Annotated in this window: 10 protein-coding genes; 3 read left to right on the top strand and 7 right to left on the bottom strand. The window is 58.4% G+C overall.

All coding sequences use genetic code 11. The features are described 5' to 3' along the window. Window positions 1–116 precede the first annotated feature (116 nt). The 5 genes from topA to ACYZT0_RS06265 form a co-directional block, all read right to left on the bottom strand. A complete protein-coding gene (gene topA / locus ACYZT0_RS06285; RefSeq protein WP_462045079.1) occupies window positions 117–2,744 on the bottom strand; it encodes a type I DNA topoisomerase in 2,628 nt (875 codons plus the stop codon). A 114-nt stretch (window positions 2,745–2,858) separates the two neighbouring features. Beyond that, window positions 2,859–3,095: a DUF1653 domain-containing protein gene (locus tag ACYZT0_RS06280; protein ID WP_046047845.1), complete on the bottom strand. Its 237-nt coding sequence runs from the start codon at window positions 3,093–3,095 to the stop codon at window positions 2,859–2,861. A gap of 99 nt (window positions 3,096–3,194) precedes the next feature. Then, on the bottom strand, window positions 3,195–4,370 hold the full coding sequence (gene fadA, locus ACYZT0_RS06275) for an acetyl-CoA C-acyltransferase FadA (RefSeq protein ID WP_462045078.1): 1,176 nt from the start codon (window positions 4,368–4,370) through the stop codon (window positions 3,195–3,197). 32 nt (window positions 4,371–4,402) lie between these two features. After that, on the bottom strand, window positions 4,403–6,550 hold the full coding sequence (gene fadB / locus ACYZT0_RS06270) for a fatty acid oxidation complex subunit alpha FadB (RefSeq protein WP_462045077.1): 2,148 nt from the start codon (window positions 6,548–6,550) through the stop codon (window positions 4,403–4,405). A gap of 540 nt (window positions 6,551–7,090) precedes the next feature. Beyond that, the gene (locus ACYZT0_RS06265; RefSeq protein WP_461973216.1) at window positions 7,091–7,528 is read right to left on the bottom strand and encodes a hypothetical protein; all 438 of its coding nucleotides are present in this window, start codon (window positions 7,526–7,528) and stop codon (window positions 7,091–7,093) included. Between the two features lie 104 nt (window positions 7,529–7,632). On the opposite strand from ACYZT0_RS06265, the gene ACYZT0_RS06260 reads away from it, so the two are divergent. After that, the gene (locus tag ACYZT0_RS06260) at window positions 7,633–8,070 is read left to right on the top strand and encodes a universal stress protein (RefSeq protein WP_462045076.1); all 438 of its coding nucleotides are present in this window, start codon (window positions 7,633–7,635) and stop codon (window positions 8,068–8,070) included. Between the two features lie 63 nt (window positions 8,071–8,133). On the opposite strand, the gene ACYZT0_RS06255 is transcribed toward ACYZT0_RS06260, so the two are convergent. Beyond that, window positions 8,134–10,050: an ATP-binding cassette domain-containing protein gene (locus tag ACYZT0_RS06255; RefSeq protein WP_462045075.1), complete on the bottom strand. Its 1,917-nt coding sequence runs from the start codon at window positions 10,048–10,050 to the stop codon at window positions 8,134–8,136. Between the two features lie 213 nt (window positions 10,051–10,263). On the opposite strand from ACYZT0_RS06255, the gene ACYZT0_RS06250 reads away from it, so the two are divergent. Beyond that, complete coding sequence (locus tag ACYZT0_RS06250; protein ID WP_462045074.1) at window positions 10,264–12,192, top strand: transglycosylase SLT domain-containing protein; 1,929 nt, start codon at window positions 10,264–10,266, stop codon at window positions 12,190–12,192. Between the two features lie 79 nt (window positions 12,193–12,271). Here ACYZT0_RS06250 and ACYZT0_RS06245 read toward each other — a convergent pair whose 3' ends face one another. After that, window positions 12,272–14,065, bottom strand: a complete 1,794-nt coding sequence (locus tag ACYZT0_RS06245; RefSeq protein ID WP_462045073.1) for an ABC transporter transmembrane domain-containing protein — start codon at window positions 14,063–14,065, stop codon at window positions 12,272–12,274. Between the two features lie 259 nt (window positions 14,066–14,324). On the opposite strand from ACYZT0_RS06245, the gene ACYZT0_RS06240 reads away from it, so the two are divergent. After that, entirely contained in the window at window positions 14,325–14,504 is a 180-nt protein-coding gene (locus ACYZT0_RS06240; RefSeq protein ID WP_449644286.1) for a PA1571 family protein, read from the top strand. Window positions 14,505–14,545 lie beyond the last annotated feature (41 nt).

Below are 14,545 nucleotides of genomic sequence, written 5' to 3'. Positions count from 1 at the left end.
AATTGCTTCACGCAGGTCAGACAGTGTCGTGGATCATCGAAGTTCACCGCAAGCACAAAACAAAAGGCCGCATGAAAACCCGAGGGTTGTCATGCGGCCTTTGTGTACAGCGCCTTTTAAGCCTTGGCTGATGGACGCTTATCTTCAACCTTCCACTTGCCGCCGTCGTAGTACGCCTTCCAGCCAGTCGGCTTACCGTCGACCTCAGTCTGCACGTACTGCTCTTTGGTCTTGCGGCTGTAACGGATCACGGCGGGGAGGCCGTCCGGATCTTTCTTCGGTGCTTCGCAGAGGAAGTGGTACTTCGGATCGATCTCATCCTTGTGCGGCACAATTTCCATGACCAGCGGAGCACGCGTCTCGCGGTTTTTCGGGAATTGGCTGGCCGCCAGGAACAAGCCGGAAGCACCGTCGCGCAGGATGTAGGTGTCGTTGACCTTTTCGCATTTCAGCTCAGGCATCTTCACCGGATCCATCTTCGGCGGCGCTGCATCACCGCTTTTCAGCAGTTTGCGGGTGTTCTTGCACGTCGCATTGGTGCAACCGAAGAACTTGCCGAAACGGCCGGTCTTGAGCTGCATCTCGCTGCCGCACTTGTCGCATTCCAGGCTCGGACCTTCGTAGCCTTTGATGCGATAAGTGCCCTCTTCGATTTCGTAGCCTGAGCAATCCGGGTTGTTACCGCAGATGTGCAGCTTGCGCTTCTCATCCAGCAGGTAAGCGTCCATCGCTGTGCTGCAGATCGGACAGCGGTGCTTGCCGCGCAGCACCAGCGATTCCGATTCACCCTCGTCGTCCGCCGCGATTTCGTCGCCTGGCACCAGGTTGACGGTGGCCTTGCAGCGTTCTTTTGGTGGCAGGCTGTAGCCCGAGCAGCCCAAGAACACACCGGTCGATGCGGTACGAATCTGCATCGGACGACCGCACAACACGCACGGAATGTCAGTCATCACCGGCTGGTTGGCGCGCATGCCGCCTTCGGCGCTTTCGGCTACTTCGAGTTTCTTCTTGAAGTCGCCATAGAACTCGTCGAGCACGCTTTTCCAGTCGCGTTCGCCTTGGGCCACGTCGTCGAGGTTCTCTTCCATGCCGGCGGTGAAGCCGTAGTCCATGAGGTTAGAGAAGCTCTCGGCCAAACGCTCGGTAACGATGTCGCCCATCTTTTCCGAGTAGAAACGACGGTTGTGCAGCGCAACGTAGCCACGGTCCTGGATGGTCGAAATGATCGCTGCGTAGGTCGAAGGACGACCGATGCCGCGTTTTTCCATTTCTTTAACCAGGCTGGCTTCCGAGTAACGCGCCGGCGGCTTGGTGAAGTGCTGGGTCGGATCAAGCTTGATCAGCTTCATCGCGTCGCCCTGGGCCATGTCCGGCAGCACGTCGTCATCACCAGGCTTGGCGATTTGCGGCATGACGCGGGTGTAACCGTCGAATTTCAGGATGCGGCCCTTGGCGCGCAACTCGAAGTCACCGGCACCGACGGTGACAGTGGTCGACAGGTATTGGGCCGGCAGCATCTGGCACGCGAGGAACTGGCGCCAGATCAGCTCGTAAAGCCGCTCTGCGTCACGCTCCATGCCCGACAGCTTGCTTGGCTCGGTGTTGGCGTCGGACGGACGAATCGCTTCGTGAGCCTCTTGTGCGCCTTCCTTGCTGCTGTAGACGTTCGGGTTTTCCGGCAGGTACTTCTTGCCGAACTCGCCTTCAATATAAGTACGCGCCATCGTCACCGCATCAACCGAGAGGTTGGTGGAGTCGGTACGCATATAAGTGATGTAGCCGGCTTCGTACAGACGCTGGGCCATCATCATGGTTTTCTTCACGCCGAAGCCCAGGCGGTTACTCGCAGCCTGTTGCAGAGTGGACGTGATGAAAGGTGCCGACGGCTTGCTGCTGGTCGGTTTGTCTTCGCGTTTGACGATGCTGTAGCTGGAAGCCTTGAGCTTCTCCAGCGCGGCCATTGCCTGCGCTTCGTTGAGCGGCTTGAAGGCTTCTCCTTTCTCGCGAGCCACGTCAAAGCGCACAGTTGCGCCTTTGGCGGTGCCGAGGTCGGCGTGAACTTCCCAATACTCTTCCGGGTTGAACGCGCGGATTTCGCGCTCACGCTCGACCACCAACTTCACGGCAACCGATTGCACGCGACCGGCTGACAAGCCACGGGCAACCTTGGCCCACAGCAGTGGCGAAACCATGTAACCCACCACGCGATCGAGGAAACGACGCGCCTGCTGGGCGTTTACACGATCGATGTCCAGCTCGCCCGGCTTGGAGAAGGCTTCCTGAATCGCCTTCTTGGTGATTTCGTTGAACACCACGCGCTTGTAGCGGCTGTCATCACCACCGATGGCTTCGCGCAGGTGCCAGGCAATGGCTTCCCCCTCGCGATCCAAGTCGGTTGCGAGATAGATGGTGTCAGCATCTTTGGCGAGCCGGCGCAGCTCTTCGATGACCTTTTCCTTGCCCGGGAGGATCTCGTACTTGGCTTTCCAGCCATGATCGGGATCGACACCCATGCGCGAGACCAGCTGCTTGCGCGCCTTCTCTTTCGGCGTGAGCACCGGACCTTCACCCACGGCGGCCTTGCCGCGCTTGGCGGCTGGCTCTTTGCTGGCGCTAGCCGAACCGCTGGTGGGCAGGTCTCGGATATGGCCGATACTCGACTTCACCACGTATTGGTTACCCAGATACTTGTTGATGGTCTTGGCCTTAGCCGGGGATTCCACAATGACCAGCGATTTGCCCATGGATCAGAAAATTCCTGAATTCTAGAAGTGAAAGGCGATTGGCGCCTGACGCGGCACCGCTATATATAGTGGCTACAAGGTGAGGTCAAGCGCAGGGTTTTGCGCGCACTCAGCTTATGGCTTCGAAAAAAGGCTCGGTTCGGCTTGCACCAAAGCAAAGCGTGGCACCTGTTCACCGTCAACCTCGACCGACTCCAGGAACATGCTCAAGGGACGCACCCAAAAGCCGTAATCGCCATACAGGGCTTGGTAGAAGACCACTTCTTCTTCGGTTTCCGAATGCCGCGCAATGCTGAATACGCGGTACTGCGGACCTTTGTAATGTTGGTAGAGCCCAGGTTGTATCGGCATGCTTTGGCCCTCAATCAAATCTTTTCAAAATAAAAATAAAAATAAATTCAGAAAAACAAAAACCGGGGCACTTGGCCCCGGCTTCCTTCGACGAAACGCTTAAATGCGTTCGAAGACGGTGGAGATGCCTTGGCCGAGACCAATGCACATGGTAGCTACCCCGAAGGTGCCGCCATTTTGCTTCATCACGTTCAGCAGAGTGCCGGAGATACGCGCACCTGAGCAACCAAATGGGTGGCCCAGGGCGATCGCGCCGCCGTGCAGGTTAACCTTCTCGCTCATCTTGTCGAGTACTTTCAAATCTTTCAGCACTGGCAGGGCCTGTGCGGCGAAAGCTTCGTTGAGCTCGAAGAAGTCGATATCGTTAATGCCAAGACCCGCGCGCTTCAGTGCTTTCTGTGTAGCCGGTACTGGACCATAGCCCATGATTGCCGGGTCCACACCTGCCACCGCCATCGAACGAATCACTGCCATAGGCTGAATGCCCAGGTCCTGTGCACGCTGCGCCGACATCACGATCATGCACGAAGCACCATCGGTGATTTGCGATGAAGTACCAGCAGTCACGGTGCCGCCCTTAGGGTTGAAAGCAGGCTTGAGAGCCGCCAGGCTTTCCAGGGTAGTTTCCGGACGAATGGTTTCGTCGTAGTCGAACAGTTTCAGGAAACCGTTCTCGTCGTAACCCTGCATCGGGATGATTTCGTCTTTGAACTTGCCCTCCAGCGTCGCTTTATGAGCGAGTTGGTGGGAGCGCACGCCGAAAGCGTCCTGTTGTTCGCGAGTGATGCCGTGCATTTTACCCAGCATTTCAGCGGTCAAGCCCATCATGCCCGAGGCTTTCGCCGCGTACAGGGACATGTGCGGGTTCGGATCGACACCGTGCATCATGCTCACATGGCCCATATGCTCGACGCCGCCCACCACGAACACGTCACCGTTGCCGGTCATGATTGCTTGCGCGGCAGTGTGCAGTGCGCTCATCGACGAGCCACACAGGCGGCTGACCGTCTGGCCGGCAGCGGTGTGCGGGATCTGAGTCATCAGGGACGCCATGCGAGCGATGTTCCAGCCCTGCTCCAGGGTCTGGTTCACACAGCCCCAGATCACGTCTTCGACTTCGTTCGGATCAACCTTGACGTTACGTTCCAGCAATTTGCTGATCAGGTGCGCCGACATGTCTTCGGCGCGGGTGTTGCGGTGCATGCCGCCCTTGGAGCGGCCCATCGGAGTACGACCAAAGTCGACAATCACGACGTCTCTTGGATTCAAGCTCATAAAATTTCACTCTCGCTCAAGTGTTTGGACGCTTAACCGAAGAACCGTTGGCCGGTTTTGGCCATTTCACGCAGCTTCGCGGTCGGGTGGTACAGCGCGCCCAAATCAGAGTACTGGTCAGCCAGGGCAACGAACTCAGCAACACCGATCGAATCGATGTAGCGCAGCGCACCGCCACGGAATGGAGGGAAACCAATACCGTAGACCAGACCCATGTCGGCTTCGGCAGCGGTTTCGACAATGCCGTCTTCCAGGCAACGCACGGTTTCCAGGCACAGCGGGATCATCATCCAGTTGATGATGTCTTCGTCTGTGACTTCGCGCTGCTCGTAAACGATCGGCTTGAGCACTTCCAGCACCGACGGGTCGGCGACTTTCTTCTGCTTGCCGCGCTTGTCGGTCTCGTAGGCGTAGAAGCCCTTGCCGTTCTTCTGGCCCAGGCGCTTGGCTTCGTAGAGCACGTCGATAGCCGAACGACGGTCGTCTTTCATGCGATCCGGGAAGCCTTCAGCCATGACGTCGCGACCGTGGTGGCCGGTGTCGATGCCGACCACGTCCATCAGGTACGCCGGGCCCATTGGCCAGCCGAATTTTTCCATAACCTTGTCGATACGGACAAAGTCCACACCGGCGCTGACCAGTTTGGCGAAACCGCCGAAGTACGGGAACAGCACGCGGTTGACCAGGAAGCCCGGGCAGTCGTTCACGACGATCGGGTTCTTGCCCATTTTCTTGGCGTAGGCAACGGTGGTGGCAACGGCCAGTTCGCTGGACTTCTCGCCACGGATCACTTCAACCAACGGCATCATGTGTACCGGGTTGAAGAAGTGCATGCCAACGAAGTTTTCCGGACGCTTGAGGGCTTTCGCCAGCAAAGTGATGGAAATGGTCGAGGTGTTGGACGCGAGGATGGTGTCCTCTTTGACCTTGTCTTCGACTTCGGCCAGAACGGCTTGCTTGACCTTAGGGTTCTCGACGACAGCTTCAACCACCAGGTCAACGTGACCGAAATCACCGTAGGACAGGGTCGGACGAATGCCGTTAAGCACTTCAGCCATTTTCGCCGGGGTCATGCGACCTTTATCAACGCGGCCTACCAGCAGTTTGGCGGCTTCCGCCAGACCTTGCTCGATGCCGTGCTCGTTGATGTCCTTCATCAGGATCGGCGTCCCTTTGGAAGCCGACTGATAAGCGATACCGCCCCCCATGATGCCGGCGCCCAATACGGCAGCCTGCTTCACGTCTTTGGCGATTTCGTCGTAGGCCTTGGCCTTTTTCTTCAGTTCCTGATCGTTCAGGAACAGACCGATCAAGCTCTGCGCGGCAGAGGTCTTGGCCAGTTTGACGAAACCGGCGGCTTCGACTTCCAGCGCCTTGTCGCGACCGAAGTTCGCCGCTTTCTGGATGGTCTTGATCGCTTCAACCGGCGCCGGGTAGTTCGGGCCAGCCTGCCCTGCCACGAAACCCTTGGCAGTTTCGAACGACATCATTTGTTCGATGGCGTTGAGCTTGAGCTTTTCCAGTTTCGGCTGACGCTTGGCCCTGTAGTCAAATTCGCCGGAGATGGCGCGCTTGATCAACTCCAGAGCAGCTTCCTGCAGTTTCTCAGGAGCAACCACCGCGTCGACTGCGCCGACTTTCAGCGCGTCTTCAGGACGGTTTTCCTTGCCGGCGGCAATCCACTCGATGGCGTTATCGGCACCGATGATCCGCGGCAGGCGCACGGTACCGCCGAAGCCCGGGTAGATGCCCAGTTTGACTTCCGGCAGACCGATCTTGGCCTTGGTGGACATGACGCGGTAGTCCGCCGCCAGGCACATTTCCAGACCGCCACCCAGGGCGATGCCGTTGATCGCGGCGACAGTCGGGACGTTGAGGTCTTCGAAATCGCTGAAAATCTTGTTGGCTTCCAGATTGCCAGCAACAAGCTCTGCATCCGGCAGCTTGAAGTTTTCGACAAACTCGGTGATGTCGGCGCCGACGATGAATACGTCCTTGCCACTGCTGATGATCACACCCTTGATCGAAGCATCTGCCTTGATGGTGTCTACGGCCTGACGCAGTTCGTTCAGGGTTAGACGGTTGAACTTGTTGACGGACTCACCCTTGAGGTCGAATTTCAATTCGACGATGCCACTTTCAAGAGCCTTAACCGTGATGGCTTTACCTTCGTAAATCATCAACTGATCTCCACGATATGGAAGCTGAACAGTACACGTCGGACGCAGGCGAATGGCTCGGCAGAGACGTTTATCGTCGATGCTAACGCCAACCCACCCGGCACACCCGCCAACGCGATAGTCGGGATTCTGTAGGAGCGGTCTGTAATACAAACGCTCAATTCATACGCCCGTTTGATTTGGGTACGTCACCTTCACGGAATTTCCGACAATTGTCAATCGCCCAAAATACTGGTTGAAACGCGACTTTCCGGTCATTCCGTACCGCGAAGACCTGCAACACGCGGCTGCATGTGAGGCCATTCATAGGATCAATAGTTAGAAAAGTCGCCCTAATTCGCTGCAGCCTTTGTTTAACACGCTACGCTGGCGGGACCTTGAGGAAAAAACATGAACGCTTTTGGCGAATGCCCAGCGTAAAATCAGCTCCACACCGAATTACCGGCCTGCCTGGCCAACTCCAGCCCGATGATTATGTCGGGCTTTTTATTGCCTGCCTGCCGGACGTTTCGCGCCGTTGCGGCGCGAAATTTCCGCGATTTATGCCAGCGCTTTCAGCAGCGCATCAATATCCTGCAAAACCGTCGCTTCGCCCTTTTCACCCCAATACAAAGTGATCATCTGCTTGTCTGCTTCGATCTTGTAAACGTTAGCTGGCAATTTCTCGAAATGATTCAGCAGTGCTCGATCCTCGCAGACCTCCTGCCACTGATTGACCCATACACCGGGTGCTTTTTGCCAGTAACTCCAGCACGCCGGCTGATTGCCACGCCGCGGCCGATGGTACTGGGCGCAAGGGCTCGGCGGCTCCTGGCTCAGCCAGTGCGGCCAGTCCTGGGGCGCCAGTTGCATCGCCAATCCAATGCGTCGCGCCTCCATGCGCAGGGCCATGCGGCCGCTCTGGTGGCGTGATGGCCGCAACCATGCCAGCGGACTCAGAACCACCAGCAGGATTGACACCACTATCCAGACCGTCATATGTGTACTCCCGATTCTTGATGAGCGCATTGAATCACTTTGAAACCAATGCGCTTGAAACCAGCCATACTTACCAATATCGCAATCCTCAGGAGGAGCACCTCATGCCCTACAACCACATTCTGGTCGCTGTAGATCTAACCGAAGAGTGCGATCCTGTCATCCACCGCGCTCGCGAACTGTCGGTGAGCAACGGCGCGAAATTATCCCTGGTGCACATTGTCGAGCCGATGGCCATGGCCTTTGGTGGCGACGTCCCCATGGACCTGTCACAACTGCAACAACAGCAGTTCGATCAGGCCAAGGAACGCCTGGACCGACTGATCGTGAAGTATCCGGAGCTCTCCAAAGAATACAGTCACCTGACCTACGGTCAGCCACGCCAGGAGATCCACCACCTGGCCAAGGAACAAACCTGCGACCTGATCGTGGTGGGCAGCCATGGCCGACACGGCCTGGCATTGCTGCTGGGTTCGACCGCCAATGACGTGCTGCACGGTGCGCCATGCGATGTGCTCGCGGTGCGCCTGCTCAGAAGCTAAACGACTCTTACGAAAAGCCCGGCGCTCATCACTGAACGCCGGGCTTTTTTATAGCAGGATCAATCAGGCATCCAGCTCGGCCCAGCGCTCTACCATTACATCGTGCTCAGCCTGCAACTGCTCCAACTGAGCGATCACTGCAGCGGTCTCGGCAGCAGGACGCTGATAGAAACCGGCATCGGCCATTTGCGCCTCAACGGTAGCGATCTGCTGTTCCATGGTTTCGATCTGACCCGGCAACATTTCCAGCTCACGCTGCAACTTGTAGCTGAGCTTCTTCTTCGCCACCGGCGCGTCTACCGCAGCAACTGGTGCAGCTTCGGCTGTCACGACCGCGGAGGTCAGGTCGGCTTTGCCAGACTTGCTCTCGGTCACGCCCAGCAGGCGCGGCGAGCCGCCCTGACGCAGCCAGTCCTGATAACCACCGACGTATTCGCGAACCTTGCCTTCACCTTCGAAGACCAGGGTGCTGGTGACCACGTTGTCGAGGAATGCCCGGTCGTGACTGACCATCAGCACGGTACCGTTGAAGGTCAGCAAGACCTCTTCCAGCAACTCGAGAGTTTCGACGTCGAGGTCGTTGGTCGGTTCATCGAGGACCAACAGGTTCGCTGGCTTGCTGAACAGTTTGGCCAGCAACAGACGGGCACGCTCACCACCGGACAGCGCCTTGACCGGCGTGCGGGCACGCTGCGGGCTGAACAGGAAATCGCCGAGGTAGCTCAGCACGTGACGGCTCTGACCATCGATATCGATGAAGTCGCGACCTTCTGCGACGTTGTCGATTACGGTCTTTTCCAGGTCCAGCTGATGGCGCAACTGGTCGAAGTAGGCCACATCGATGCGCGTCCCCTCTTCTACTGTGCCGCTGGTTGGCTGCAGACCGCTGAGCATCAACTTCAACAGTGTGGTTTTGCCGGTACCGTTGGCGCCGAGCAGACCAATACGGTCGCCGCGCTGCAGAACCATCGAGAAATCCTTGATCAGGAACGGGCCACCCGGGTGAGCGAAGCTCACATTCTCGAGGACCATCACCTGCTTGCCGGACTTGTCGGCGGTATCCAGCTGAATGTTGGCCTTGCCGGAGCGCTCACGACGCTCGCTACGCTCGTTGCGCAGGGCTTTGAGGGCGCGTACGCGGCCTTCGTTACGAGTGCGACGCGCCTTGATGCCCTGGCGGATCCAGACTTCTTCCTGGGCCAGTTTTTTGTCGAACAGCGCGTTGGCCGTATCTTCAGCCGCCAGAGAGGCTTCTTTGTGAACGAGGAAGCTGGCGTAGTCGCCGTTCCAGTCGATCAGGCCACCGCGATCCAGTTCGAGAATGCGGGTTGCGAGGTTCTGCAGGAATGAACGGTCGTGCGTGATGAACAGCACGGCGCCCTGGAAATCCTTCAGGGCTTCTTCGAGCCAGGCAATTGCACCGATGTCCAGGTGGTTGGTCGGTTCATCGAGCAGCAGCAGATCGGGTTCGGAAACCAGAGCCTGAGCCAACAGGACGCGACGACGCCAGCCGCCGGACAATTCGGCGAGGGTCTTGTCGGCCGGCAACTGCAGACGGCTCAAGGTGCTGTCGACCAATTGCTGCAAACGCCAGCCGTCACGGGCTTCGAGGTCGTGCTGGACGTGCATCAGTTTGTCCAGGTCGGCGTCGGTGACGATATTCTGGCTGAGGTGGTGATACTGCGCGAGCAACTCGCCGACACCGTCCAGGCCTTCGGCCACCACGTCGAACACGGTCCGCTCGTCGGCTACCGGCAATTCTTGCGGCAATTCGCCAATTTTGAGGCCAGGTGCACGCCAAACAGAACCGTCATCAGGCTTCTGGTCGCCCTTGACGAGCTTCATCATGCTGGACTTGCCAGTGCCGTTGCGGCCGATGATGCACACCCGCTCACCACGGGCGATCTGCCAGGACACCTTGTCCAACAACGGCATAGCGCCGAAAGCAAGGGACACATCGCTGAATTTGAGCAGGGTCATGAGCTTCTCCAAAAACCGGGCGCGCATTCTACCTGACTTGAGGCTTCAGAAGGCCGGCAATTTCACCTTCGTGGCACTCTGCATGACAAATGTTGCGAACTGATGCTGACAGGCCGGCAAAGCTTTCGCCCGCTGCTGGCAAAAGGCTAAGCTACAGATAATTCAGCGCGGGCATTGCCCGCGCTTGTCATGATTTCTCTGCCCGGACGTCTCATGCGCAGTCGCCTTTACAGTCTTTTATCCTGTTTTCTTCTCTCTGCCACTGCCGTTCAAACCGCCCAGGCGGTGGACCTGTCTACCCAGCGCCAGTATTACGATGAAGCCAAGCGTGCCCTCGCCAAGGGGGATACCGGTCCTTATTTCCGTTACAGCCAGGCCCTCAGCGATTACCCGCTGGAGCCGTACCTGGCGTATGACGAACTGACCGCCCGCCTTAAAACCGCGAGCAACGCCGAAATCGAGAAATTCCTCGCCGAGCACGGTGACCTGCCCCAGGCCAACTGGATGAAGTTGCGCTGGTTGCGTTGGCTGGCCGAACGCGGCGACTGGGCAACCTTCGTCAAGTACTACGACCCCAAGCTCAATTTCACCGAGCTGGACTGCCTGAACGCGCAGTACCAGATCGGGCATAACCAGAAATCCGAGGGTTACGCCAACGCCAATAAACTCTGGCTGACCGGCAAATCCCAACCCGCCGCGTGCGATGCGCTGTTCGGGCAATGGGCCGCCGAAGGCCAACTGAGCGAACAGAAACGCTGGGGGCGCACCAAGCTAGCCGCCCAGGCGCGCAACTATCCGCTGGCCAACAGCCTGGTCAACGGCCTGACCACCCTCGCCCCTCGCGGTCGTTTGCTGATTGATGTGGCGCAGAAACCCGAACTGCTCAACCAGCCGTCGCGCTTCACCCCGGCCGATGAGCCGATGTCTGACGTGGTCAGCCTTGGCTTGCGCCGCCTGGCACGCCAGGATCCAGACAAGGCCATGGAGCTGCTCGACGGTTATGCCAGCAGCATGCACTTCTCACGTGACGAAAAAGTGGCCATCGCCCGGGAAATCGGGCTGACCCTCGCACGACGTTTCGACAGCCGCGCGCTGGACGTGATGACCAAGTACGACCCGGAACTGCTTGATAACACGGTTTCCGAATGGCGCTTGCGTCTGCTGCTGCGCCTGGCCCGCTGGGACGATGCCTATCAGTTGACTCGGCGCCTGCCGCCGGATCTGGCGACCTCCAATCGCTGGCGCTATTGGCAGGCCCGCAGCCTGGAACTGGCGCAGCCGCAGAACCCGGAAGCGCAGACGCTTTATAAGGGCCTCGCCCGCGAACGTGATTTTTATGGCTTCCTCGCGGCGGATCGCTCGCAGTTGCCCTACTCGCTGAACAACAAACCGCTGGTGCTCAGTCAGGCGCTGATCAACAAGGTCCGCAATACCCCAGGCGTGCGTCGGGCGCTTGAGTTTCACGCTCGCGGACAGATCGTCGATGGTCGCCGCGAGTGGTATCACGTCAGCCGCCACTTCAGCCGCGACGAAATGGTTGCCCAGGCTAAGCTGGCCTACGACCTGAAATGGTATTTCCCGGCAATCCGAACCATCAGTCAGGCGCAGTACTGGGACGATCTGGACATCCGCTTCCCGATGGCCCACCGCGAAACCCTGGTGCGCGAAGCCAAGGTCCGTGGCCTGCATTCGAGTTGGGTGTTCGCTATCACCCGTCAGGAAAGTGCTTTCATGGACGACGCCCGTTCCGGCGTCGGTGCCAGCGGACTGATGCAACTCATGCCCGGCACCGCCAAGGAGACCGCGCGCAAGTTCAGCATTCCACTGGCTTCGCCGCAGCAAGTGTTCGATCCGGACAAGAACATCCAGCTCGGCGCCGCTTACCTTAGCCAGGTCCACAGTCAGTTCAACGGCAACCGCGTCCTCGCTTCCGCCGCCTACAACGCAGGCCCCGGCCGCGTGCGTCAGTGGCTGCGCGGTGCGGACCACCTGAGCTTCGACGTCTGGGTGGAAAGCATCCCGTTCGACGAAACCCGCCAGTACGTGCAAAACGTGTTGTCGTACTCGGTGATCTACGGCCAGAAGCTCAACTCACCGCAGCCGCTGGTGGATTGGCATGAGCGCTACTTTGACGATCAATGAGCCTGCTTTGAAGCACTGACAAAAATGCCCGCATCGATTGATGCGGGCATTTTTTTGGGTGCTCTACTTGGTCGGTTACTTAGTCGGTTACTTGGTCGGTTGGGGCATGGCGCCCATCACTGAACTGCAACGCCGCCAACCGCGCATACAGCGCGTTGCTCGCAATCAATTCCTGATGCGTGCCCACGGCTACCAATTTTCCCTGATCCATCACCGCGATCCGGTCAGCGTTTTTCACCGTAGCCAGCCGGTGGGCGATGACCAGGGTGGTGCGGTTTTTCATCAGGCTCGGCAAGGCTTGCTGGATCAGGTGTTCGCTCTGTGCGTCGAGGGCGCTGGTGGCTTCGTCCAGCAACAGGATCGGCGCGTCCACCAGCAGCGCCCGGGCAATGGCCAGGCGCTGGCGTTGACCGCCGGACAAACCGAGGCCACCGTCTCCAAGATGGGTTTGGTAGCCGTTGGGCATTTGCTCGATGAAGTCGTGGGCGTAAGCGATTTTCGCCGCTTCCTGAACCTGGGCCAGGGTTGCCGTCGGATTGCCGTAGCGGATGTTCTCTTCGATGCTGCCATAGAACAGTGCCGGCGCTTGCGAGACCAGGGCGAAGCAGCGGCGCAGATCCAATGGATCGAGTTGAGTCAGCGGCACACCATCGAGCAGAATGCGTCCTTCGACCGGGTCGTAGAAGCGCAGCAGCAAGTCATACACCGTCGACTTGCCGGCACCGGAGGGTCCTACCAATGCAACGGTTTCGCCAGCATTGATGGTCAGACTCAAACCATCAACGGCATAGCTCTCGGGGCGCGACGGGTAGGAAAAGCGCACGTCTTGCAGCACCAGGTCACCCTTCACCCGTCCAGGCAAGGTCACCAGGCCAGTGGTCGGTGACTGGATAATGTTCTCCGAGCGCAGCAACTCGGCGATCCGTTCGGCGGCGCCGGCGGCACGCTGCAGTTCGCCGATCACTTCGCTCAACGTGCCGAAGGCGCTGCCGACGATCAGGCTGTAAAACACAAACGCTGCCAGCTCGCCCGCGGAAATCCGCCCGGCGATGACATCCATTCCGCCGACCCAGAGCATCACCCCGACCGCGCCAAGCACCAGCACGATCACCAGAGTAATCAGCCAGGCCCGCTGGAAGATCCGCTTGCGAGCGGTGCTGAACGCCTCTTCCACCGTTACGGCAAAGCGCTGCTCGTCCTGGACCTGATGGTTGTAGGCCTGCACGGTTTTGATCTGGCCCAGGGTTTCGGAGACATAGCTGCCGATATCGGCAATCCGGTCCTGACTCAGGCGCGACAGGCTACGCACCCGACGGCCGAAGATCAGGATCGGCGCAATCACCAACGGCAAGGCGACCACCACGATACTGGTGAGCTTGGGGTTGGTGATAAACAGCAAGACGATCCCGCCGATCACCATCAACAGATTGCGCAGGAACAGTGACAGCGAAGAGCCGATTACCGATTGCAGCAACGTGGTGTCGGCAGTCAGGCGCGACTGAATTTCAGAGCTGCGATTGTCTTCGTAAAATCCTGGGTGCAGGTAGATCAGATGGTTGAACACCTGACGGCGGATATCCGCGACAACGCGCTCGCCGATCCATGAGACCAGGTAAAAACGCGCAAAGGTGCCAATCGCAAGGCCGACCACCAGCAGCATAAACAGGCCGATGGACTGGTTGAGCAAATGCGGTGACTGGGTCATGAAACCCTGATCCACCAGCAGGCGAATCCCCTGCCCCATGGACAACGTGATGCCCGCCGTGACGATCAATGCGAGCAAGGCACCGAAGGCCGGCAACCGATAGGGCGCGACGAAACGCAAAGCCAGGCGCATGGCGCGCCGTTGACGGGATGAGAGGATGGAAATCATTCGATGGCACAACCAGTAGGGTTTGACGCGATCAAGCCTACACCGGTCGATGGGATTGAACGCTGTAAATCATAATGAGTCAGGTTAATTATGACCGCAAAGACTAGGCCCTAGACGGTATTGGTCTAAAGTCCGGGTGGCAACGCCGCGGTATTTCTGGTGGACTGATGTCGCCGTTCTGGAAGATCGCAGGACGCTGTCACAGCCCGGTCACCTGGCGGTTCTACAGTAAGCACACAACCTGATGAGGAGACAGGCCATGTCCTTGCAAAACAGCAGTGATGACAAGATTGAAGTGATCCGAACACAGCCAGACCAGTCTCTGGGTTGCTCAATCATTGACGAAAAAGGGCGCGAAGTACCGATCACTGAAGGCATGATCCAGGACGCTTGCCGCGAACTGGAGCAGCGATTGGTCAAGCCTGCCAAACAAGATTGATATAGCCAACGTCTTCTTGACCCGGCCCCTCATGGCCGGGT

The organism is Pseudomonas sp. ZS1P83, assembly GCF_054897825.1.
Note: the sequence above shows the minus strand (reverse complement) of the source record. Positions and strands in the feature narration are given on the sequence as shown.

What these genes read in the sequence shown, in the direction of transcription:
- ACYZT0_RS06250 (WP_462045074.1), top strand. Translation starts at nt 10,264, where the DNA reads ATGCGCAGTCGCCTTTACAGTCTTTTATCCTGTTTTCTTCTCTCTGCC.
- ACYZT0_RS06260 (WP_462045076.1), top strand. Translation starts at nt 7,633, where the DNA reads ATGCCCTACAACCACATTCTGGTCGCTGTAGATCTAACCGAAGAGTGC.
- ACYZT0_RS06240 (WP_449644286.1), top strand. Translation starts at nt 14,325, where the DNA reads ATGTCCTTGCAAAACAGCAGTGATGACAAGATTGAAGTGATCCGAACA.
- fadA (WP_462045078.1), bottom strand. Translation starts at nt 4,370, where the DNA reads ATGAGCTTGAATCCAAGAGACGTCGTGATTGTCGACTTTGGTCGTACT.
- ACYZT0_RS06245 (WP_462045073.1), bottom strand. Translation starts at nt 14,065, where the DNA reads ATGATTTCCATCCTCTCATCCCGTCAACGGCGCGCCATGCGCCTGGCT.
- topA (WP_462045079.1), bottom strand. Translation starts at nt 2,744, where the DNA reads ATGGGCAAATCGCTGGTCATTGTGGAATCCCCGGCTAAGGCCAAGACC.
- ACYZT0_RS06280 (WP_046047845.1), bottom strand. Translation starts at nt 3,095, where the DNA reads ATGCCGATACAACCTGGGCTCTACCAACATTACAAAGGTCCGCAGTAC.
- fadB (WP_462045077.1), bottom strand. Translation starts at nt 6,550, where the DNA reads ATGATTTACGAAGGTAAAGCCATCACGGTTAAGGCTCTTGAAAGTGGC.
- ACYZT0_RS06255 (WP_462045075.1), bottom strand. Translation starts at nt 10,050, where the DNA reads ATGACCCTGCTCAAATTCAGCGATGTGTCCCTTGCTTTCGGCGCTATG.
- ACYZT0_RS06265 (WP_461973216.1), bottom strand. Translation starts at nt 7,528, where the DNA reads ATGACGGTCTGGATAGTGGTGTCAATCCTGCTGGTGGTTCTGAGTCCG.